Source organism: Thiofaba sp. EF100 (genome assembly GCF_039822285.1).
Classification (GTDB): Bacteria; Pseudomonadota; Gammaproteobacteria; order Halothiobacillales; family Halothiobacillaceae; genus Thiofaba.
Window position 1 is genome coordinate 155,503 of sequence record NZ_JBAJEY010000004.1, and the last position, 22,715, is coordinate 178,217.

A 22,715-nucleotide genomic window follows, 5' to 3' on the forward strand; every position below is an offset into this window, starting at 1 on the left:
GTGGCTTGCACCCGAGTGTAGTGCGTGCAGGCTTACAGCTCCATGTCAGGGCGGGTGTGCGCCACCCGTTGCCACAGGCTTAAGGAAGGCTCGACCTGGTTCATGGTGTAGAAGTGCAGGCCGGGGGCGCCGCCGGCGAGCAGGTCTTCGCACATCTCGCCCACCACGTCGAGGCCGTAGGCGCGGATGCTCTCGGCATCGTCGCCAAAGCCTTCCAGTCGTTTGCGCAGCCAGCGCGGGATCTCGGCGCCGCAGGCATCCGAGAAACGCGCAAGCTGGGTGTAGTTGGTGATCGGCATGATCCCGGGGATGACCGGGATGTCGAGTCCCATCCGTTCGCAGTCGTCCATGAAGCGAAAGTAGGCATCGACGTTGTAGAAGTACTGGGTGATGGCGGCATCCGCCCCGGCGCGCACCTTGCGGGCGAAGTTTTCCAGGTCCGCCTTGGCCGAGGGGGCCTGGGGGTGGATCTCGGGGTAGGCCGCCACCTCGATGTGGAACCAGTCGCCGGTCACCTCGCGGATGAACTCGACCAGCTCGTTGGCGTAGCGCAGCTCGCCCGGGTCGCGCATGCCGGAGGGCAGATCGCCGCGCAGGGCGACGATGCGGCGGATGCCCTGCGCCTTGTAGTCCTCCAGGATGGCGCGGATTTGCGCGCGGGTGGAACCGATGCAGGAGAGGTGGGGGGCGGCCTCGATGCCTGAGTCGCGCTGGATCTCGGCCACGGTGGTGAAGGTGCGTTCCTGGGTGGAGCCGCCCGCGCCGAAGGTGACCGAGAAATAGCTTGGCTGCATGGCCTTGAGGGCCTGCCAGGTGGCGCGCAGCCTGGCCGCGCCTTCCTCGCTCTTGGGGGGGAAGAATTCGCAGCTGAACGAGGGCTGGGTATTGCGCATGGCCGCCTCCTCAGTAGCGGTAACTGTCCGGCTTGAACGGGCCCTCGACGGGCACGCCAAGGTAGTCGGCCTGGGCCGGGGTCAGGCGGGTGATCACCCCGCCGAAGCCCTCCACCATGTAGCGGGCCACTTCCTCGTCCAGCGCCTTCGGCAGCACCTCGACCCGGATGCGGGCCGGCTTTTCACCGGCGGGCAGGTCGGCGAAGCGGTCGCCGTAGAGGTGGATCTGCGCCAGCACCTGGTTGGCGAAGGAGCCGTCCATGATCCGGCTCGGATGACCGGTGGCGTTGCCGAGGTTCACCAGGCGGCCCTCGGAGAGCAGGATGAGGTAGTCATCGCTGGCAAGGTTCGGGGTCTGGCCGGCCGGGGTGTCACGGTAGACCTTGTGCACCTGCGGCTTGACCTCCTCCCAGGCCCAGTGCTTGCGCATGTAGGCGGTGTCGATCTCGTTGTCGAAGTGGCCGATGTTGCACACCACCGCGCCCTTTTTGAGGGCGCGGAGCATGGGTGCGTCGCACACGTTGACATTGCCGGTGGTGGTGACCAGAAGGTCGATCTTGCCGAGCAGGGCGCGGTCGATGCAGGCGTCGGTGCCATCGTTGATCCCGCTAAGATAGGGCGAGACGACTTCGTAGCCGTCCATGCAGGCCTGCATGGCGCAGATCGGGTCGATCTCGGTGACCTTGACGATCATCCCTTCCTGGCGCAGCGAGGCCGCCGAGCCCTTGCCCACGTCGCCATAGCCGATCACCAGGGCCTGCTTGCCGGAGAGCAGATGGTCAGTGGCGCGCTTGATCGCGTCGTTGAGCGAGTGGCGGCAGCCGTATTTGTTGTCGTTCTTGCTCTTGGTGACCGAGTCGTTGACGTTGATCGCCGGGACCTTCAGTGTGCCGTTCTTGGCCATCTCCCACAGGCGGTGCACGCCGGTGGTAGTCTCCTCGGACACCCCATGGATGCCGTCCAAAAGCTCGGGGTATTTCTGGTGCATCAGCCCGGTGAGGTCGCCGCCGTCATCCAGCAGCATGTTCGGCACCCAGCCGTTGGGGCCGTGGATGGTCTGCTCGATGCACCACCAGTACTCCTCCTCGGTCTCGCCCTTCCAGGCAAACACCGGGATGCCTGCGGCGGCGATGGCGGCCGCGGCATGGTCCTGGGTGGAGAAGATGTTGCACGAGGACCAGCGCACCTCGGCGCCGAGCGCGACCAGGGTCTCGATCAGGACCGCGGTCTGGATGGTCATGTGCAGGGAGCCGGTGATGCGCGCCCCGGCGAGCGGCTTGGCGTCCTGGTATTTGCGGCGGATGGCCATGAGCGCGGGCATCTCGGTCTCCGCAATGCGGATCTCCTTGCGGCCCCACTCGGCTAAGGAAAGGTCGGCGACTTTGAAATCGGTGAAGGACATGCAACGTTCTCCTAAAGGGTTAGGACATGGGCGCCGTTGCATGGGTTGTGCCCCAACCGCCGAGCCTGACAGGGTGACCCCTGCTGCAGCGCCCCTCGGCGGGTGGGGGATGTGCCTTACAGTCCGGCGGCGGCGCGCAAGGCCTCGGCCTTGTCGGTTTTTTCCCAGGTGAACTCCGGTTCCTCGCGGCCGAAGTGGCCGTAGGCGGCGGTCTTCTGGTAGATCGGCTGGATCAGGTCGAGCATCTTGATGATGCCGTAGGGGCGCAGGTCGAAGACCTCGCCGACGATGGCGGCGATGCGGTCGTCGTCGATCCGGCCGGTGCCGAAGGTGTCTACCGTGATCGAGGTCGGCTCGGCCACGCCGATGGCGTAGGAGACCTGGATCTCGCAGCGATCGGCGAGTCCTGCGGCGACGATGTTCTTCGCCACGTAGCGGCCGGCATAGGCGGCCGAGCGGTCCACCTTGGAGGGGTCCTTGCCGGAGAAGGCGCCACCGCCGTGGCGGCCCATGCCACCGTAGGTGTCGACGATGATCTTGCGCCCGGTCAGGCCGCAGTCACCCACCGGGCCGCCGATGACGAACTGGCCGGTCGGGTTGATGTGGAACTTGGTGTCCTTGTGCAGCCATTCGGCGGGGATGACCGGCTTGATGATGGTCTCCATCACCGCCTCCTGCAGGTCCTTGTAGGCGATGTCCGGGTGGTGCTGGGTGGACAGGACCACGGCATCCACGGCCACCGGCTTGCCGTCCACGTAGCGGAAGCTGACCTGGCTCTTGGCGTCCGGGCGCAGCCAGGGCAGGGTGCCGTTCTTGCGCACCTTGGCCTGGCGCTTGACCAGGCGGTGGGCATAGGTGATCGGTGCCGGCATCAGCACGTCGGTCTCGTTACAGGCAAAGCCGAACATCAGGCCCTGGTCGCCCGCGCCCTGCTCCTCGTTGACGATGCGATCCACGCCCTGGGCGATGTCCGAGGACTGCTTGCCGATGGCGGAGAGCACGCCGCAGGTGCGGCCGTCGAAGCCGATCTCGGAGCTGTCGTAACCGATGTCGACGATGACCTGGCGCACCAGTTCGTCCAGGTCGACCCAGGCGGAGGTGGTCACCTCGCCGGCGAGCAGGACGAAGCCAGTCTTGACCAGGGTCTCGCAGGCCACGCGGGCGTTCTTGTCCTGCGCCAGGATGGCGTCGAGGATGGCGTCGGAAATCTGGTCGGCGATCTTGTCCGGATGGCCCTCGGACACGGATTCCGAGGTGAACACATAATCACGTTTCATCAGGCGCTCCTGGCGGCACGAGAGTCAAACCGCAGGATGATACCGTAAGCGCGTTTGCCCTGCCTATGCGGCAGGGATAGGCTCAGGGCAATCGCATGAAACTGATTCATCGTTCTGAACACCCGTGTAGGAGCGGCGCCCTCGCCGCGACAGGCATGTCGAGCTCGGGCGATCGGCCCGAGGGCGGGCCTCCTACACCCCAACAGCCCCTTTGCAGGCTGGATTTTCGCCTGGTGCGAGCGCTCCAGAACCTTCATGCGATGGCCCTGGGATAGGCCCCAGGAGGGTTCAGTAGCCGTAGGTGCCCTTCAGAAGTTCGGCCTGGCCTGCGTAAGTGGCGTTGGAGGCAGCTTCGAAGCCATTGGTGTTGAGCATCTCCAGCATGGCGCGGCCCTCGGGGGTCTTGCCAGCCTGTAGCAGGGCCTGGCGGATCTTCGCCTGCACCTCCGCCGGTACCGTGGGGGCGGCCGCGACGGCCAGGTGGGGCAGTTGCTTGGAGGTGGTGACGACGTTCAGGTTGTCATACTGAATGGCGATCGGGGTGGGCACCAGGGCGGCTGCGACCTTGCCCTTGAGCACCATGTCGATGGCCTCCCGGGCGTTGTTGGCATACTTGAAGTCGGGCAGGCGCATCGGGTTGGGGAACATCTGGAACAGCGTCAGCGCGGACAGGTTGGGGGAGGCGATGGTGGCCACCGGCTTGCCGAGCAGTTCCTGGGGGTCAAGGATCGCGACATCGCTGCGGGTGACCAGCGACTGGCTGACGACTCCGGCAATCTTGGCGAGCACCGTGTAGTTCTGGCGCTGGACGAGGAAGTCGATCATCGGCGCGTTGTCGAAAACGAGCTCGTACCCCGCGCCCTTGCGCGTGGCCTCCCAGTAGCCGAGGTAGGTGCTGTTGGTGACCAGCTCGATCGGGGCGCCGATGCTTTTGCCAAGGTAGTCCGTCATCTTGGTGTATTCGGCCTTCATCTCCGCCTGCGGCAGGAAGGGCGGGACGGCGAGGTGGAAGCCGGCGGCCTGCAGGCTGGAGGACAGGCCGAGAAACAAGGCGGCCACGAGGGCGAGTGTGCGGGTATCGGGCAGGAGGCGCATGTTGTCGGTATCCTTTGCGTCGGCATGGTGCAACAAGGCTGTAAATGTCAGGGATTTTCCCTGCACGGTCCATGTGATTTCACTGATGCGTCCATCAGGTGAGCAAATGCGCGAGGAATGTCGATCATGGTGCGAATGACCACTCCCCAGGCCGAGCTTGGCTGGCCTGCCCCCGATTTCGAGCTGCCCGGTGTGGATGGGCGGCGCTGGCGGCTTGCAGACTGCCGCGGCGAGCGTGGCACTCTCGTCATGTTTATCTGCAATCACTGCCCCTACGTGCAGGCCATCCTTGATCGCATTATCCGTGACGCGCGCGAGCTGGTGGGGCACGGGGTGCGGTGCGTGGCGATCAGTGCCAACGATCCCGTCACCTATCCGGAGGACTCCTTTGACAACATGGTCCGCCTAGCGCAGGAGAAGGCTTTCCCCTTCCCCTACCTGTTCGATGAGTCCCAGGACGTGGCCCGTGCCTATGGAGCCGTTTGCACCCCGGACTTCTTTGGCTTCGACGCGGATCTGCGCCTGCGTTACCGCGGTCGTCTGGATGAAAGCCGCAAGGAGCCGCAGCCCGGTGCCCGTCGGGAGCTGTTCGAGGCGATGGTTCAGGTTGCTCGCACCGGCGAGGGGCCGGCCGAGCAATGGCCGAGCATGGGGTGCTCGATCAAATGGCGCGGCGAGGGCGGATGAGCTTGTGTCGGCCGCAAGGTCAGCCAGGTTGCCCGATTGGATGAACTGATGGAAAATGCGGGCAACTTTGTCCCTTGAGGATTGCGCCTGCCCGCGATCCCGGGACCGCCTCGCCGGGGCAAGATTTCCTTTCTCAACATTCGTTTAGGAGACCCCGCATGCCGACTCGTCGCGAGCTTGCGAATGCCATCCGTGCCCTCAGCATGGATGCGGTGCAGAAGGCCAAGTCCGGTCACCCGGGCGCCCCGATGGGCATGGCCGATATCGCCGAAGTCCTGTGGAACAGCCACATGAAGTACAACCCGGGCAATGCCAAATGGGTTGATCGTGACCGTTTCGTGCTGTCCAACGGCCACGGCTCGATGTTGATCTATTCCCTGCTGCACCTGACCGGTTTCGACCTCAGCATGGAAGACATCAAGAACTTCCGTCAGCTGCATTCCAAGACCGCGGGGCACCCCGAGTACGGCTATGCCGACGGCATCGAAACCACCACCGGTCCGCTGGGGCAGGGCATCACCAACGCGGTGGGCATGGCCATTGCCGAGCGCACCCTGGCCGCCCATTTCAACCGTCCGGGGCACACCATCGTCGACCATCACACCTACGTGTTCATGGGCGACGGCTGCCTGATGGAGGGCCTGTCCCACGAAGCCTGCGCCATGGCCGGCACCCTGGGGCTCGGCAAGCTGATCGCCTTCTGGGACGACAACGACATCTCCATCGACGGTCACATCAACGACTGGATGGAGCGTGACGTGGCCGGCCGCTTCGAGTCCTACAACTGGCATGTCATCCGCAACGTCGACGGCCATGACCCCGAGGCGGTGGATGCCGCCATCCGTGCCGCCAAGGCCGTCACCGACAAGCCGTCCCTGATCTGCACCCGCACCATCATCGGTTACGGCTCGCCCAATCTGTGCGGCAGCCACGACTGCCACGGCGCCCCGCTGGGCGAGGCCGAGATCGCCGCCGCGCGCGAATTCCTCAAGTGGCCGCATGAGCCGTTCGTGATCCCGCAGGAGATCTACGACGGCTGGGATCATCGCGCGAAGGGTGCCAAGGACGAGGCCGAGTGGCAGGCGCGCTTCGACGCCTACGCTGCTGAGTACCCGGAATTGGCCGCCGAGTTCACCCGCCGCATGGCGGGCGAGCTGCCGGCCAACTTCGTCGCCGAGATGGACAAGTTCATCGCCAAGGTCCAGGCGGAGATGCCGAACATCGCCTCCCGCAAGGCCTCGCAGAACGCCATCGAGGCTATGGGCCCGGTCGTGCCCGAGCTGTTCGGCGGTTCCGCCGACCTGACCGGCTCCAACCTGACCAACTGGTCCGGTACCGTCAAGGTCAACCATGACAACGCCAACGGCAACTATATCTCCTGGGGCGTGCGCGAGTTCGGCATGGCCCACATGATGAATGGCATGGTCCTGCACGGCGGCTTCAAGGTCTACGGCGGCACTTTCCTGATGTTCATGGAGTTCATGCGCAACGCCCTGCGCATGTCCGCCCTGATGAAGATCCCGACCATCTACGTCTACACCCACGACTCCATCGGTCTGGGCGAGGACGGCCCGACCCACCAACCGGTCGAGCAGCTCGCCACCATGCGCATGATCCCGCGCTTCCACACCTGGCGCGCCTGCGACGCGATCGAGTCCGCCGTGTCCTGGAAGATGGCCATGCTGCGCAAGGACGGCCCCACCGCGCTGGTGTTCTCGCGCCAGAACCTCAAGCCGATGGCGCGTACCCCCGAGCAGGTCAAGCTGATCGAGAAGGGCGGCTACGTGCTCAAGGATGCCGCCGGCAAGCCCGACCTGATCATCATCGCCACCGGCTCCGAGGTGGAGCTCGCCATGAACGCCGCCGAGGTGCTGGAAGGCAAGGGCAAGAAGATCCGCGTGGTCTCCATGCCGTCCACCTGCGTGTTCGATACCCAGGACAAGGCCTACCGTGACTCCGTGCTCATCCCGGGCGTCAAGCGCGTGGCCGTCGAGGCCGGCGTGACCGCCTTCTGGGCCAAGTACGTCGGTCTGGATGGCGCCGTGGTTGGTATCGACACCTTCGGCGAATCCGCGCCGGCGGGCGAACTGTTCAAGCAGTTCGGTTTCACCGTCGAGAACGTGGTCAAGACCTGCGAGTCCGTGCTGGCCTGATCCAGTCGCTCGAGCGGGCGGCCGGCCCTGCGCTGACCGCCCGCGCAACAATTCCAATGATCCGTCACAGGAGCAAGTAAAAATGGCAATCCGCGTTGGTATCAACGGCTTCGGCCGCATCGGTCGCATGGTGTTCCGTGCCGCTGCCCAGGACTTCCCGGAAATCGAGATCGTCGCGATCAACGACCTGCTCGAGCCGGACTACCTGGCCTACATGCTCAAGCACGACTCCGTGCACGGCCGCTTCAAGGGTGACGTCTCCGTCGAAGGCAACTACATGGTCGTCAACGGCAAGAAGATCCGTCTGACTGCCGAGCGTGATCCGGCCAACCTGAAGTGGGACGAAGTCGGCGTGGACGTGGTTGTCGAGTCCACCGGCTTCTTCCTGACCGAAGAGTCCTGCCAGGCCCACATCAAGGCCGGTGCCAAGAAAGTGGTCCAGTCCGCCCCGTCCAAGGACGCCACCCCGATGTTCGTCTACGGCGTGAACCACACCACCTACGCCGGTCAGGCCATCATCTCCGCCGCGTCCTGCACCACCAACGGCCTGGCGCCGATGGCCAAGGTGCTGAACGACAAGTTCGGCATCAAGCGTGGCCTGATGACCACCGTGCACGCCGCCACCGCCACCCAGAAGACCGTTGACGGCCCGTCCTCCAAGGACTGGCGCGGTGGTCGCGGCATCCTGGAGAACATCATCCCGTCCTCCACCGGTGCCGCCAAGGCCGTGGGCGTGGTGCTGCCGGAGCTCAAGGGCAAGCTGACCGGTATGGCCTTCCGCGTTCCGACCTCTGACGTGTCTGTCGTTGACCTGACCGTCGAGCTGAACAAGGAAGCCACCTACGCTGACATCTGTGCCGCCATGAAGGCCGCCTCCGAAGGTGAACTGAAGGGCGTGCTGGGTTACACCGAGGATGCGGTGGTTTCCACCGACTTCCGCGGCGTGAGCGCCCCGTCCGTGTTCGATGCCACCGCCGGCATCATGCTCGACCCGACCTTCGTCAAGCTGGTCGCCTGGTACGACAACGAGTACGGCTACACCTGCAACCTGATGCGCATGGTTCGCCACATCGCTCAGTAACCCGCAGGGTCGAAGAGGGGGAGTATGCTCCCCCTTTTTTCCGTCCCGGGAGCCATCGGTTAAGCCCGCCACCGGCTTAACCGATTGTTTCCACGTCTTTGCCCGTATTGAAGGAGAACGACATGTCCGTCATCAAGATGACCGATCTCGATCTGGCCGGTAAGCGCGTCCTGATCCGCGCCGACCTCAACGTCCCCGTCAAGGACGGCAAGGTCACCTCGGATGTCCGCATCCGCGCCACCCTGCCGACCATCGAGCACGCGCTGAAGGCCGGCGCCAAGGTCATGGTCATGTCGCACCTGGGCCGTCCGACCGAGGGCGAGTACAGCGAGGAGAACTCCACCCAGCCGGTCGCCGAGCACATGAGCAAGCTGCTGGGCAAGCCGGTGCGTCTGGTCAAGGATTACCTCAACGGCGTCGAAGTCGGCGCGGGCGAGGTCGTGCTGTTCGAGAACGTCCGCTTCAACGTGGGCGAGAAGAAGAATGCCGATGACCTGGCCAAGAAGTATGCCGCGCTGTGCGATGTGTTCGTGATGGACGCCTTCGGCACCGCTCACCGCGCCGAAGCCTCCACCCACGGCGTGGCCAAGTATGCCCCCATCGCCTGTGCCGGCCCGCTGCTCGCCGCCGAGCTCGAGGCCCTGGGCAAGGCCCTGCAGGCCCCTGCCCGTCCGCTGGCCGCCATCGTGGCCGGCTCCAAGGTCTCCACCAAGCTGACCATCCTCGACTCCATGTCCGAGAAGGTCGACAACCTGATCGTCGGCGGTGGCATCGCCAACACCTTCATGCTGGCCGCCGGCCTGCCGATCGGCAAGTCGCTGGCCGAGCCGGACCTGGTTGCCGAGGCCAAGAAGATCATGGACAAGATGGCAGCCCGTGGCGCCACCGTGCCGGTCCCGGTGGACGTGGTCTGCGCCAAGGAGTTCTCCCCGACGGCTGAGGCGACCGTCAAGGACGTCAAGGATGTGGCCGCCGACGACATGATCCTCGACATCGGCCCCAAGACCGCCCAGATGCTGGCCGACAGCCTCAAGGCCGCCGGCACCATCGTCTGGAACGGCCCGGTCGGCGTGTTCGAGTTCGACCAGTTCGGCAACGGTACCAAGACCCTGGCCATGGCGATCGCCGAATCCAAGGCCTTCTCCATCGCCGGTGGCGGCGACACCCTGGCGGCGGTCGACAAGTACGGCATCGCCGACAAGGTCAGCTACATCTCCACCGGCGGCGGCGCCTTCCTCGAGTTCCTCGAGGGCAAGGTCCTGCCGGCCGTCGCGATCCTGGAAGAACGCGCCAAGGGTTGATCCCTGCTCCCTGGCCAAGGATGGCCTTCACTCCCTCTCTGAGAGTTGAATACGCGTGAAGCGACGCACCAAGATTGTTGCCACCCTGGGGCCGTCCACCGACAACCCCAAGGTCATTGAGGACCTCATCCGCAATGGCGTGGATGTGGTCCGCCTGAACTTCTCCCACGGCCAGCCTGAAGATCACATGAACCGCGCCCGCATGGTGCGCGAGGCCGCCACCCGCCTGGGCCGTTACGTCGCCATCCTTGGCGACCTGCAGGGGCCGAAGATCCGCATCGACCGCTTCAAGGAAGGGAAGATCTTTCTCGAGGACGGCGCCCCCTTCATCTTCGATGCCGCCCTGGGCAAAGATGATGGCGATCAGGAGCGCGTGGGTCTGACCTACAAGCAGCTCGTGGACGACGTGCGCGAGGGCGACACCCTGCTGTTGGATGACGGCCGCCTGGTGTTTACCGTCGACCGTGTCACCGGCAGCGAGATCCACTGCACCACGGTGGTCGGCGGCGTGCTGTCCAACAACAAGGGCATCAACCGCCAGGGCGGTGGCCTGTCCGCCCCCGCCATCACCGCCAAGGATCGCGCCGACATCAAGACCGCCGCCGAGATCGGCGTCGACTACATCGCCGTCTCCTTCCCGCGCAGCGCGGCCGACCTGCACGAGGCGCGCAGCCTGCTGAAGGCGGCGGGTTCCGAGGCCAGCATCGTGGCCAAGGTCGAGCGCGCCGAGGCCGTGCAGTGCATCGACGAGATCATCGAGGCGTCGGATGCCATCATGATTGCCCGCGGCGATCTCGGCGTGGAGATCGGCGACGCCGAACTTCCTGCCGTACAGAAGGAGTTCATCCGCAAGGCGCGGGACGCCAAGCGTGCGGTCATCACCGCCACGCAGATGATGGAGACCATGATCACCAACCCGATCCCGACCCGGGCGGAGGTGTTCGACGTCGCCAACGCGGTACTGGATGGCACCGATGCGGTGATGCTCTCCGGCGAAACCGCCTCCGGCAAATACCCGGCGAAGGTGGTGGCCACCATGGCGCACATCTGCGCCCGCGCCGAGAGCCAGATCCAGGCGAAGATGAGCGTTCCGCCGCTCGATACCCGCTTCGAGCGCGTGGACGAGACCATCGCCATGTCGGCCATGTACGCCGCCAACCATATGGCTGTGCGCGCCCTGGTGTCCCTGACCGAATCGGGCTCCACCGCCCTGTGGATGTCGCGCGTGAACTCCGCGATCCCGATCTACGCCTTCACCCGGCATGAGGCCACCGCCCGCCGCGCCGCACTCTACCGCGGGGTGGTTCCGATCCATTTCCCCTATGAGACCACCGATCATGCCGAGGTCAACCGCATGGTGGTGGCCGAGTTGCGCCGTCGCGAGATCCTCGAGGATGGCGATCTGGTCATCATCACCAAGGGTGACCTGATGGGCGAGATGGGCGGCACGAATGCGATGAAGATCGTGCGCGTCGGCGAGGTCATCCGTCCCGGCACCGAATGAGCCCAAGGGGGAGGCGCCCAGTGTGCTTCCCCGCAGGCTTGCGATACACTCGAGCGACTATGCCGCTTGCAACGATTCCACTTCACTTGAACCCCTAACAGGAGAACGCACATGGCACTGATCTCCCTGCGTCAGCTGCTGGACCATGCCGCCGAGAACGGCTACGGCATGCCGGCCTTCAACGTCAACAACATGGAGCAGATCCACGCGATCATGCAGGCCGCCGACAAGGTCGACAGCCCGGTGATCCTGCAAGGTTCCGCCGGTGCGCGCTCCTACGCGGGCGAGCCGTTCCTGCGCCACCTGGTGGCTGCTGCGGTCGAGATGTACCCGCACATCCCCATCGTCATGCACCAGGATCACGGTTCCGACCTCGGCGTGTGCCTGCGCGCCATCCAGTCCGGCTTCAGCTCCGTGATGATGGACGGTTCCCTGATGGCCGACATGAAGACCCCGGCTTCCTACGAGTACAACGCCGGCATCACCCGCAAGGTCGTCGAGATGGCTCACACCGGTGGTGTGTCCGTCGAGGGCGAGCTGGGCTGCCTGGGCTCCCTCGAGACCGGCAAGATGGGCGAGGAAGATGGCCACGGTGCGGAAGGCGAGCTGGACCACTCCATGCTGCTGACCGATCCGGAAGAGGCCGCCCAGTTCGTGCGTGACACTGACGTCGATGCCCTGGCGATCGCCATCGGTACCTCCCACGGCGCCTACAAGTTCACGCAGAAGCCCACCGGCAAGGTCCTGCGCATCGACCGCGTCAAGGAAATCCATGCCCGCATCCCGGGCGTGCACCTGGTCATGCACGGCTCGTCCTCCGTGCCGGAAGACTGGCTGGCCATCATCAACAACTACGGCGGCGACATGGGTCAGACCTATGGCGTGCCGGTGGATGAAATCGTCGAGGGCATCAAGCACGGCGTGCGCAAGGTGAACATCGACACCGACCTGCGCATGGCCTCCACCGGTGCCATCCGCAAGCACCTGCACGACAACCCGTCCAACTTCGACCCGCGCAAGTTCCTGAAGGAGTCCACCAAGGCGATGGCCGGTATCTGCCAGGCCCGCTTCGAGGCCTTCGGTTCCGCGGGCATGGCCTCCAAGATCAAGCCGATCTCCCTGGACGACATGCGCAAGCGTTACGAGTCCGGCTCGCTCAAGCAGCAGGTCAAGTAATCGCCTGGCGATTGCACCCTTCAGAAAGCGGCCTCCGGGCCGCTTTTTTTGTGCCCGGGTTGCGGGAGTCCGCTGCACGGAGATGGGGCGTCCATCCCCGCAAGGGGCGGCAGCCGCCCCATCTCTGTGCAGGGGGCGGTGCATCCAGTCGAGGGGAATGGTTGTCGCCCCTCGCACAGCAGCCTTGGCAGGGGCAGCCGGAGAATGGTCCGAGAGTTGCAAGTAGATTTGTAACGGGAGGACCGCCGATGGACAGCAACACGATGCAAAAACTGGCGCGCTTCAAGATCATGGCGCGCCGCCTGGGGGGCTTTAACGTGGACATCTTCCGCATGGCCCAGGAACCGTCCCATGCGCGCGAGATGCTGCAACGTGCGCAGGAGGTCGAGAGCGAAAACCTGATCCTGCTGGCGATGGAGCTCTACGAGGCCCTGGGCCTGTTGGAGGAGAAGCAGCCCAGGCTTTCGTCGAAGCAGGCTGAAGTAAACCCAAAGGATGGGCCAAAGGATGGTGGAGACAAGGAGCGCAGTCGATACGTCTTTGGAGCGCGGGGGTAGCCGATACGGTGGCCTGGGAAGGCCCAGCCTAACCACCCACAGCGCAAAATCGGTTTCTGGCTGGGGGAGGGGCGGTCAGGACGACGTCCATTTCGCTGAACTTCATTGAACTGTTGCGTCGTTCGGGCAAACTCGCAAGAAACCGGAGGCGAGTGCATGACCCCGAACCCCCTGACACGATCGTTCGAGCGCTTGTTGAAGGCTCGCGCCTTGCAGGCGCACTTCCGAAGTTCGTCGCTCTCCCATGCCCTAGGGCGGAAGGCGCGTGGAGACGATGCGCAGGCATACGCCGCCGCGTTGAGCGAATGGGCGCGGGCGGAGGAGGCCGCCCTGTTCTCCCGCCTCGAGAGCCATCCCGAGGGGCTGACGGAGGAGGAGGCGCGCGCACGATGGGCGCGTGAGGGTGCGAATGCCTTGGATCTGGAGCGTCCGCCCTCCATCCCTCGCCGTCTTTGGCTGGCCTACCGTACCCCGTTTAGCGTGCTGCTCAGTGTGCTGGCTCTCATCTCCGGTCTGACCGGGGATGCGCTTGGCAGCGGGGTGATCCTGCTCATGGTGTTCCTGGCCACCGTCATCCGCTTTGTCCAGGAGCTCAAATCCAGCCGGGCGGCCGAGCAGCTGAAGGCTATGGTGCGCAACACGGCTGCGGTGCAACGCCGCCCCGCGGACGATGCGCCCCCTGTGATCGCTGAGCGTCCGGTCAGCGTGCTGGTTCGCGGGGACGTGATCCATCTGGCCGCCGGCGACATGATCCCGGCCGACTGCCGCCTCCTCGCCAGCAAGGATCTGTTCATCAACCAGGCGGCGCTGACCGGTGAGTCGATGCCGGTGGAAAAGTTTCCGCACCTTGATGAAAAAGGTGCGGCTAATCCGCTCGAGGCCGCCAATCTGGTCTTTACCGGCAGCAACGTGGTTTCGGGGACGGCCTCGGCCATCGTTCTGACCACCGGGGTGCGCACCTATTTCGGCCATCTCGCCCAGCATGCCCAGGTAGCCGAGACCACGGCCAGCCATTTCCAGGCGGGCATGAACAGCGTCAGCTGGCTGCTCATCCGCTTCATGCTGGTGATGGTGCCGCTGGTGTTGCTGATCAACGGCTTCGGCAAGGGCGACTGGTTGCAGGCCACCTTGTTCGCGCTGTCGATCGCGGTGGGGCTGACGCCCGAAATGCTGCCGATGATCGTCACCACCGCGCTGGCGCGCGGGGCGGTGAGCATGGCCAGCCGCAAGGTGGTGGTCAAGAGGCTGGACGCCATCCAGAACTTCGGTGCCATCGATGTGCTATGCACGGACAAGACGGGCACCCTGACCCAGGATAAGGTGGCGCTCATCCTGCATGTGGATGCAGAGGGTCGACCCTCGCGGGCCGTGCTGGAGTTTGCCTTCCTCAACAGCTACTACCAGACCGGGCTGCGCAATCTTCTGGATGTTGCGGTGCTGGAGCGGGTGGAGATGCGAGATCAGCTCCAGATTGCCACACGCTACCGCAAGATCGACGAAGTTCCCTTTGATTTCCAGCGTCGGCGCATGTCGGTGGTCGTCGAGGAGGCGGCTCATCACCACGAGCTGATCTGCAAGGGCGCGGTGGACGAAGTCATGGCCGTCTGCGCGCACATCATGCAGGACGGCCAGCCGGTGCCGCTGGATGAGGCGCGGCGGCAGGCCGTGCGCCGTCGGGTGGAGGGGTATAACGCGGAGGGGGTGCGCGTCATCGCCGTGGCCATGCGCGAGTTGCCCATGGAGCAGACGGTCTACAGCGTGGTGGATGAGCGTGAGCTGACCCTGATCGGCTTTGTCGCTTTCCTCGACCCGCCCAAGGAGAGCGCGCGTCCGGCGCTGGAGGCGCTGCGCAAGCATGGGGTGCGCGCCAAGGTACTCACCGGAGACAACACGCCGGTGACGCGCAAGGTCTGCCTTGAGGTGGGACTGGATGTCGAGCGCGTGATCGAGGGGCCCGAGATCGAGGCGATGGATGATGCCGCCCTCGCGCGGGCGGTTGAGCAGTGCGATGTATTTACCCGCTTAACGCCCCTGCAAAAGGAGCGCATCGTGCGCGCCCTGCGTGCCAAGGGGCATGTGGTCGGCTTTCTGGGCGATGGCATCAACGATGCGGCGGCGCTGCATGCCGCGGACATCGGCATTTCGGTGGACAGCGCGGTGGACATCGCCAAGGAATCCGCCGATATCATCCTGCTGGAGAAAAGCCTCTTGGTGCTGCACGAGGGCGTGGTGGAGGGGCGGCGCACCTTCGCCAACATGCTCAAGTACCTGAAGATGACGGTCAGTTCCAACTTCGGGAACGTGCTCTCGGTGCTGGTGGCGAGCCTCTTCTTGCCCTTTTTGCCGATGCTGCCCATCCAGCTGCTTTTGCAAAACCTGTTGTATGACTTCTCCCAGATGGCGGTGCCGTTCGATCGGGTGGACGAGGACATGCTGCAAAAGCCGCTGGTGTGGACGCCGGAGGACATCGCCCGCTTCATGCTCTACTTCGGCCCCATCAGCTCGCTGTTCGACCTCATCACCTTTGCCATCCTCTGGTTCGGCTTTGGGATCGACCATCTCGCCGTGCAGGGGGTATTCCAGACCGGTTGGTTCCTGGTGGGGCTGTTTACCCAGACCATCATCGTGCACATGATCCGTACCCCCCACATCCCCTTCCTGGAGAGCCGTTCTGCGCCGCTGCTGATGATTGCCAGTCTCTTGATCATGTCCACCGGCTTGATTCTGACGCTGGGTCCCTGGGCGCCGGCCTTTCATTTCGCCCATCTGCCGGCAGCCTTCTTCCCGGTGCTGGCGGGCATCGTTCTTGGGTATATGGTCTTTACTCAGGCGATGAAGGGCTTTTACGTGCGTCGATATGGCTGGCGCTGACCAGGGGGCCCCGGGCTGATGCGTCTCCTTGGGGCTGCGGAGAGGCGGGTCAGTTCCGGACGGAGGAGGGCAGGGTCAGGCGCTGGTATTCCCGGTGCAGCAGGATCAGCACCCAGGTCCACAGAATGCAGCCACCGATCACCAGCCAGCCGAGGTCCACGACCCCGATGCCATGCGCGGCCAGGGCCGTGGCGCCGATGATGATCAGCGACCCCAGCGCCTTGAACAGCCGGTAGCCGAACATGTCGATCCAGGCCTTCGCCTGCGCCATCAGGCTGGGTTCGACCGGGATGTAGAGCAACTCCTTGGCCGCGCGGTTGATCGAGTAGGACAGCCCGCGGTCGCTGATCTTCATGATTGCAGCGGGGATGAGGCTGGGGTAGGCCATGAAACCCGCCGTGGCGACGGTCATGGCGAGGGGCTGGACCAGCAGCCCGGCAAGGACGCCAACGCCGTGCAGGATCAGCGGGGTGAGGATGAGGTTCACCCCGATCGACACGCCGCTGAGGATGCTGAAGAACAGGGACAGGGCGGCGGTACGGGCCTCGCGCTCGGGATAGGTGGCCTCGATGATCTGCAGGAACTGGTATTCGATCAGCGGTGAGAGGATCTGCGCGAGCAGCAGGGCCGTGGCGATGAGGAGGAGGTAGCGACGGTTGGTGATCAGGCGCCAGCCCCCGAGTTTCGCCGCTGCAGGCACGGGGCGTTCCTCTTTGCGCTCGAGCAGGCCGCGACGGCCGATGGAACGCGTAAGTAAAAGGATGAGCAGGACGAGGCCAGCGGCGACCAGCATCAGGTCCGGGGTCTGCAGGGGGGTGTGGCGGATGAGCAGGGCGGCCAGTCCGCCGCCGGCGACGCCGCCGAGCAGGCCGCCGGTGCCCACGAAGCCGAACCAGCGGCGCCCCTCGTCGGTGCGGTAGCTGCCGTCAGCCAGGCTCCAGAACTGCTCCACCAGCACCACGCCGAAGATGTCGACAAAGATGTAGAACGCCACCGCCAGCGTGGCTGAGGGGGCCGTGGCGAGCAGGCGGAATCCCACCAGGATGGCGACGAAGACCAGGCAGCTCGCCAGCACCACGTTCACCCGCCCAAAGCGCGCGAGCAGCTTGCGGTAGAGGACGACCGTCACCAGCAGGGCGGCCGCCGAACCCAGCCAGACGTAGGGCAGGGCCTCCGTGCCCAGTCCCTCGATCAGCAGGGATCGGCTGGCCGGCTTGAGCTGGTAGAGGGCGGTGATGATGAGGAAGAAATCCAGCGCCAGGATCAGCGAGCGCAGCAACTCCCCCTTGAACGGGCGCAGGGAGGATGCGGCATCAAAGGCTTGGTCTGGGCACTTCGAAAAACCTGCTGCGCGAGCGGATTGCTGCGTCGCCTCCTCGCTCACCCCTCGCCTATCTATTTGATATGTCTCGGGGGTTCGCTGTGGGGCTCCTTGCACTCCGCCCGCTCGTGACGGTTTTTCGGTGTGCCCGTCTGTCGTCATTTTGGTGTATCCTCGCGCCACCGTGTGTTCCCAAGGATGATCGATCTCCGCCGCCCGCGCAGGCCCGCGGAGTGACAGGAGTCCCGCCCCGCCGCGGCAGACATGCCGTGCGGATCCGCGTCAACCTGTATCGAAGCATCCCGACACATGCCCATCAAAGCCTTGTTCCTCGGTCTATGCCTGGGGCTGTCCCTGGCCGTTCATGCCGCCCAGGCGGCCTACCCCGAACTCGAGCAATCCTACGATCCCCGTCTGCATGAGCGCCTGGAGTCCAAGCTGCAACAGCTCGGGCTGCTGCAGGCCGCGCTCGAGAAGCGGCTCTCGGTCGCGGTGGCCGACATCACCGACCTTGCCCACCCCCGCTTTGCCGCCTTCAATCCCAACCACATGGCCTACGCGGCCAGCCTGCCCAAGATCGCGATCCTGCTCGGTGCCTTCGCCCGCGTCGAGGCCGGGGAGATGCAGCTCGATCCACCGACCCGGGAGAGCCTCACGCGCATGATCCGCATCTCCTCCAACCGCGATGCCTCCGAGATGCTGGAGCGCGTCGGCACCCGTTACCTCGCGGACCTGCTGCAGGCGCCGAACTACCGCCTGTACGACCCCAGCCGCAATGGCGGGCTGTGGGTGGGCAAGCCCTACGGCAAGGAGGGCACGACCCTGCGCGATCCGCTGCACAACCTCTCCCACGGTGCGACCGCGTTGCAGGTGGCGCGCTTCTACTACCTGCTGGAGACCGGCCAGCTCGTCTCGGCGGGGCTGACCCGCGAGATGAAGGCCATCCTCGGCGATCCCGCCCTGCACCACAAATTCGTCGGCGGCCTGCAGTCCGTCCATCCGGAGGCCCGGCTGTACCGCAAGTCCGGCACCTGGAAGGACTGGCATGCCGACAGCGCCATCGTCGAGCGCGACGGCCGGCGCTATATCGCCGTGGCCTTGGCCGAGGACGCGCAGGGCGAGTCATGGCTGCGCCGCCTGATCGTCGGGCTGGACGAGGCCGTGGCCGAGAGCGCCCCCCTCCGCATGGCGCAGCTCCAGTAACCGCTGCAGGCGGGTGCCCAGGGTCTGGTGGGCCACCGCCGAGTTCTTGCGCAGCACGTTCGAGGTCACCACCACCATGTAGTGCAGCCGGCGCGCCTCGGCTGGGTGCTCGACGATGGCGACCGAGTTCAAAAGGTTCTCCACGTTGCCCTGGTACTTGCGGCAGACGAAGCCCGGCTCCGGCTGGCAGCGGAAGAACGAGCCCGATTTGAAATACACCGCCGCATCCTGCAGCGCGGGGGAGGAGGCGTAACGGATGCGCCGCTGGGTCATGTACATCAGGCGCTTGATCTCGCGGCTGGACCAGGCGTCCACGATCCGTCCCTCCTCCAGCCGCAAAAGCCAGCGCACCAGCTCGCGCGGGGTGGCCGTGCTGCTGGTGCCGGGGATCCGCGCCTTGCCGGCCTCGGTGAAGAATCCCCCCTGGCGCAGCCGCTCGGGGTCCAGCCCGTTGCGCCGGATGCCTTCACCCAGGGCCTGGAGCATCAGGGCCGAGAGTTCCGTCCTGGGTGTTTCACGCAGGAAGGCGGCCGCGCGTTCGGGGGTGACGGGATAGTCGCGGCCAAAGTGCTGGAGCAGGATCAGTTCCCGCACCACCATCGAACCTGCGGCATTGGAGCTTGCCGAGAGCATCCAGTCCAGATAGGTCCACAGGTTGGCCGCATCCCCCTGCTGGAGCGGGCGGTGGCTGAGCTGATGCCCGTCCCAGAAGGGCACGGTGTGGCTATCGTGCACGATGAGCCCGTCGGCCACTACGCGGGACTCGCGCAGCACCCGCTCGCGTGCGGCGATGTCGTCCGGGTAGAGGTCGGCAAGGCGCTGGAACAGGGCGGTGGTCACCACAAGCTTGCCGACGCTGCCCGGGTTGAAGGGCTGATCGGCACGGTGCTCGGCCAAGACCGGCCGGGTGGGGTCGGTCAGATCCAGCACGGCGATGCCGTAGCGCTCGGCATCCTCCCCGAGCAGCTCCACCACCTGGCGGGTGAACTCGGGGTCCGGTTCCGGCAGGGGCGGCGCCCCCTGGGGCAGGCGCAGGTCCACTGCGGCCATGGGCAGGCGCGCCCCCTTCGGCTGCACCGGTCCGTGAATCTTGCCCTCCAGCACCAGGCGGTAGCCTTCCAGCCGCGCGATGCCGGTGTAACCCTCGCCATCCAGCGGATAGGCGGAGACGAGCGCCGGGGCAAGCAGCAGGGTAAGGGCGAGCGGGCGGATCATGGCGGCCCTCCGAGGTGCACCTTCTGCCCCTCGCGCTCACGCAGCGGGCGGTCAAGGTCGAGCAGGAAACGGTTACGGCGCGCCTCACGGCTCTGCTGGTAGGGGCGGATCTGGAACAGGGCGAGCCGCCCCTCGATGAATCCGAACTCGACATCCGCCGGCAGGGGGTGGCCCTCCGCATCGCGCAGGGGGAAGCGCTCCGGCAACTGGTTGCCCAGTCGGCGCAGGGCTTCCAGTTCGGCAGGTTGCAGCACCCCGCCGCCTGCGACCGGCCGGAGTTCGATCCCGCCGCTGGGGGGCAGCACGCGGCGGGTCGTGGCGCTCGCCTCGGCCAGCAGGCGGGCCTTCCCGGTCACGGCGTCCAGCAGCCATTCCTCCGCCCCCTCACCGGCCACGGCCCCGCCGACCCCCTCGCTCGCCGCCACGCGGTACTGGCCCAGGTCGCCGGTCTCCGGGTCCATGGTCAGCATCACCCCCGATTTCTCCACTGGCACGGCCCGTTGCAGCAGGACCGAGACGTACACGTGTTCAGGGTGCTCCATGCGCATCTGACGCCAGGCGAAGGCGCGCTCGGTGAAGGGCGAGGCCCACACTCGCCGGATGGCCTGCAGGATGGCCTCGAAGCCGACCACGTTGGGGAGGGTGAGGTTGAGGCCCGCGCCGGTGAAGCCCGGCAGGTCTTCGACGTTGGTGTCGCTGCGCACGAACACCGCGACCCGGTCGGCGTCGCCGAACACGCGGGTCATGGCGTCACGCAGGGCAGTACGCAGCGCCGGGCCGGGATCGGCGGACTCGATCCAGCCGCGCAGGCGCTCGCGCAGGGCGGAAGCCTCCGCCTCGCGTTGGGGCGAGGGCAGGTCGGCCAGGCGGCGGTATTCGTCGCGCATCCAGTCGAAGACGCTGCGGCCGGTGTCGGGCATGGGCTGGTCAAGCAGGGCGCGGAAGGCGCCGAAGGGCAGGACCACCCCCTCGGCCACGGCCTCGGGATAGAGGGCCTTGAGTTCGCCCAGCTTGGCGGCCTTCGGCCCGGCCACCCGGCCTGCATCTTCGGCGCGCAGGCGCTCCAACGGGATGGGGTCGCGCTGCGCGAGGTCCAGCCGGGTAAGGTCGGCCTGCAGCCGCTCCGGGGCGCGGACCTCGCCCGCAAGCCTGGCCTCCCACTCGGGGCCGTCCTCCGCCAACAACACGCGCCCGCCCGGGCTGACTGCCAGCAGTACACGCTGGCCCTCATGGGCTTGCAGCAGGGGGAGGAGGGTAGCGTCGACGACCACGTTGGGGATGCCGAGGTTGCCGGCCAGGATCTGCACGTGCGAGAGGGCATTGCCCTCCTCGCGGGTCAGGATGCCGGCCACCGGTGGCAGCTCCTCGGTCGTCGCCGGCAGCAGGGCGATGTCCTCCGGGCGGGGGGCAGCGGGCGCAAGGCGCAGCACCCCGCGCGCAAGCCCGGGGTTGAGGCTGCGCAGACCGGAGCCGATGGCCTGGCCGAAGATGGAATGTTCGATGCCCGCCTGGGCGTTGGCCTCGCGCAACAGGCCGTCGAGCAGGGCGGAATAGACCAGGAGGGGGCTTGAACGCAGGCGGTCCGGAATGAATTGACGCGCCTTGGGCTCGAGGACGGCGAGGCGCTCGATGGCCTCGCCGAAATGGACGGTCAACTCGCGTCCGGCCCAGTGGGGCACGCGGTCGAGGGTGCGTAGCTCGCGCCGGTAGGTCCCGAGTGTGACGCTGGAGTCCCCGAGCCGGGCGAGGCTGTGGCGGATCTCCTGTCGCTCGCGGGCGGTGAGCAGTCCCGTGCCGTACAGCACATCGCCCAGCTGACCAAGCCACGTCAGGCGTCGAGCGGGTGCGGCCTGCGGCTGGCCACGCAGAAGTTCGAGGCTTGCGGTGAAGGCCTCGTTCTCGACATCGATGCCAAGGTCCAGCACGGCCAGCCGCTGGCGTGGCCCGAGTGTGGCGAGCCCCTCGCGCAGTTCCACCAGCAGGACGGCGGAGGCGGCGAGACGCCCTTCGGCCGTCGTTATCGTGGGCCATGACTTCGCCCATTGGCGCAGTCGGGCGGCGAGGGGATGGCGTCCCAGGGCGGCAGCCGTCTGGTGCAGGGCGCCGCCGAGGTCGCGTGGACCGAACACGCTGTCGATGGCCTGGGCCAGGGCCTCGAACTCGGGCTCGGTGGCCTGCCTCGCGCGGGCGTGGGCGCGCACCCGTTCCGCATCGCCCGCATCTGGCATGGCGTGAATCTTGTTGCGCAGTGGCGCAAAAGTGGGGTCCAGTTCGGCGAGGCTGGTGGAAAGGTCATGGATGCGGGGAAGGGTGTCCCGCTCGGTGGGTCTTGGCAGCAGCAGGGCGGCCTGGCGCAGGAGCAGCAGATCTCGACCTTGCACGCCCTGGCGGGCCAGTTCGAGCAGGATGGCCTGTGCGGCGGCCTGCTCGTCCTCGACCTGGAAGGCCCCCCGGTAGTGGCGCGCCTGGCGCAGGACCCAGCCATCGTCTGCGGCCACCAGCCAGCGTTCGAGCAGGATGCCCTTGAGCCCCGGGCGGGACGCGGCGGATGCGATCGCCACCGGGTCGAGCGCGGCGAGCACGGTGCCGACCGCGTAGCCGGCTGCCTGCAGGCTACGTGCCCGCTCGTTCAGCTCGCCGTGCTGGATGCCCCCGCCATGTTGCGCGCAGGCATAGGGGCCGGGGGGGAGGATGGCGCCGTCCTTGCAGAACCAGCGAATGCGCTCGAACGGCCCCCGTGGCGATGCCTTCATCTCCTGGATCCAGCGCGCCAGCTCGGCCGGATCGGCAGCGTCTTGCGCCCGAAGTGGCTGCGGGATAAGCAGCAGGGCCAACAGCAGCGGGGCGAACAGATGGCGGACGAGGGAGGGCATCTTCATGAAAGCGCCTCGTGCGCAGGGTGTGAGGATGGACTCAGGGAAAGTATGGACGATGCTGCGGCATCCTGCCGCGACAAAGGGTCAGGGGGGCAGGGCAATC

General features: G+C 66.1%; 16 protein-coding genes and 1 riboswitch. Of the genes, 9 read left to right on the forward strand and 7 right to left on the reverse strand.

Going from position 1 to position 22,715, the window contains the following annotated elements; all coding sequences use genetic code 11:
- Positions 1-32 precede the first annotated feature (32 nt).
- The 4 genes from metF to V6D91_RS08670 all read right to left on the reverse strand — a co-directional run bounded on the left by metF (position 33) and on the right by V6D91_RS08670 (position 4,667).
- Entirely contained in the window at positions 33-893 is an 861-nt protein-coding gene (gene metF / locus V6D91_RS08655; protein ID WP_347319598.1) for a methylenetetrahydrofolate reductase [NAD(P)H], read from the reverse strand.
- Positions 894-903: 10 nt separating this feature from the next.
- Positions 904-2,295: an adenosylhomocysteinase gene (gene ahcY, locus V6D91_RS08660; RefSeq protein WP_347319600.1), complete on the reverse strand. Its 1,392-nt coding sequence runs from the start codon at positions 2,293-2,295 to the stop codon at positions 904-906.
- A gap of 21 nt (positions 2,296-2,316) precedes the next feature.
- Positions 2,317-2,398: riboswitch (S-adenosyl-L-homocysteine riboswitch) on the reverse strand.
- A gap of 13 nt (positions 2,399-2,411) precedes the next feature.
- The gene (gene metK, locus V6D91_RS08665) at positions 2,412-3,572 is read right to left on the reverse strand and encodes a methionine adenosyltransferase (protein WP_347319602.1); all 1,161 of its coding nucleotides are present in this window, start codon (positions 3,570-3,572) and stop codon (positions 2,412-2,414) included.
- A gap of 288 nt (positions 3,573-3,860) precedes the next feature.
- The gene (locus V6D91_RS08670) at positions 3,861-4,667 is read right to left on the reverse strand and encodes a PhnD/SsuA/transferrin family substrate-binding protein (RefSeq protein WP_347319604.1); all 807 of its coding nucleotides are present in this window, start codon (positions 4,665-4,667) and stop codon (positions 3,861-3,863) included.
- 126 nt (positions 4,668-4,793) lie between these two features.
- Here V6D91_RS08670 and V6D91_RS08675 point away from each other — a divergent pair, with 126 nt between their 5' ends.
- The 8 genes from V6D91_RS08675 (at position 4,794) to mgtA (ending at position 15,997) form a co-directional block, all read left to right on the forward strand.
- Complete coding sequence (locus V6D91_RS08675) at positions 4,794-5,354, forward strand: thioredoxin family protein (protein ID WP_347319606.1); 561 nt, start codon at positions 4,794-4,796, stop codon at positions 5,352-5,354.
- Positions 5,355-5,512: 158 nt separating this feature from the next.
- On the forward strand, positions 5,513-7,507 hold the full coding sequence (gene tkt / locus V6D91_RS08680) for a transketolase (RefSeq protein WP_347319608.1): 1,995 nt from the start codon (positions 5,513-5,515) through the stop codon (positions 7,505-7,507).
- Positions 7,508-7,589: 82 nt separating this feature from the next.
- On the forward strand, positions 7,590-8,588 hold the full coding sequence (gene gap / locus V6D91_RS08685) for a type I glyceraldehyde-3-phosphate dehydrogenase (RefSeq protein WP_347319610.1): 999 nt from the start codon (positions 7,590-7,592) through the stop codon (positions 8,586-8,588).
- 122 nt (positions 8,589-8,710) lie between these two features.
- On the forward strand, positions 8,711-9,889 hold the full coding sequence (locus tag V6D91_RS08690; RefSeq protein ID WP_347319612.1) for a phosphoglycerate kinase: 1,179 nt from the start codon (positions 8,711-8,713) through the stop codon (positions 9,887-9,889).
- Positions 9,890-9,944: 55 nt separating this feature from the next.
- Positions 9,945-11,393: a pyruvate kinase gene (gene pyk, locus V6D91_RS08695; RefSeq protein WP_347319614.1), complete on the forward strand. Its 1,449-nt coding sequence runs from the start codon at positions 9,945-9,947 to the stop codon at positions 11,391-11,393.
- A 111-nt stretch (positions 11,394-11,504) separates the two neighbouring features.
- Positions 11,505-12,569, forward strand: a complete 1,065-nt coding sequence (gene fba, locus V6D91_RS08700; protein ID WP_347319616.1) for a class II fructose-bisphosphate aldolase — start codon at positions 11,505-11,507, stop codon at positions 12,567-12,569.
- 248 nt (positions 12,570-12,817) lie between these two features.
- A complete protein-coding gene (locus V6D91_RS08705; protein ID WP_347319618.1) occupies positions 12,818-13,126 on the forward strand; it encodes a hypothetical protein in 309 nt (102 codons plus the stop codon).
- Between the two features lie 156 nt (positions 13,127-13,282).
- Positions 13,283-15,997 carry a magnesium-translocating P-type ATPase gene (gene mgtA / locus V6D91_RS08710; RefSeq protein WP_347319620.1) on the forward strand — a complete coding sequence of 905 codons (2,715 nt, stop codon included), beginning with the start codon at positions 13,283-13,285 and terminating at the stop codon, positions 15,995-15,997.
- A 49-nt stretch (positions 15,998-16,046) separates the two neighbouring features.
- On the opposite strand, the gene V6D91_RS08715 is transcribed toward mgtA, so the two are convergent.
- Entirely contained in the window at positions 16,047-17,276 is a 1,230-nt protein-coding gene (locus tag V6D91_RS08715) for an Npt1/Npt2 family nucleotide transporter (protein WP_347319622.1), read from the reverse strand.
- 351 nt (positions 17,277-17,627) lie between these two features.
- Here V6D91_RS08715 and V6D91_RS08720 point away from each other — a divergent pair, with 351 nt between their 5' ends.
- Positions 17,628-18,521 carry a serine hydrolase gene (locus V6D91_RS08720; protein WP_347319624.1) on the forward strand — a complete coding sequence of 298 codons (894 nt, stop codon included), beginning with the start codon at positions 17,628-17,630 and terminating at the stop codon, positions 18,519-18,521.
- On the opposite strand, the gene V6D91_RS08725 is transcribed toward V6D91_RS08720, so the two are convergent.
- Complete coding sequence (locus V6D91_RS08725) at positions 18,441-19,736, reverse strand: serine hydrolase (protein ID WP_347319626.1); 1,296 nt, start codon at positions 19,734-19,736, stop codon at positions 18,441-18,443. The two genes, V6D91_RS08720 and V6D91_RS08725, sit on opposite strands and share 81 nt — an antisense overlap.
- Complete coding sequence (locus V6D91_RS08730; RefSeq protein WP_347319628.1) at positions 19,733-22,615, reverse strand: PEP/pyruvate-binding domain-containing protein; 2,883 nt, start codon at positions 22,613-22,615, stop codon at positions 19,733-19,735. The genes V6D91_RS08725 and V6D91_RS08730 overlap by 4 nt, the downstream gene beginning before the upstream one ends.
- Between the last annotated feature and the right edge of the window lie 100 nt (positions 22,616-22,715).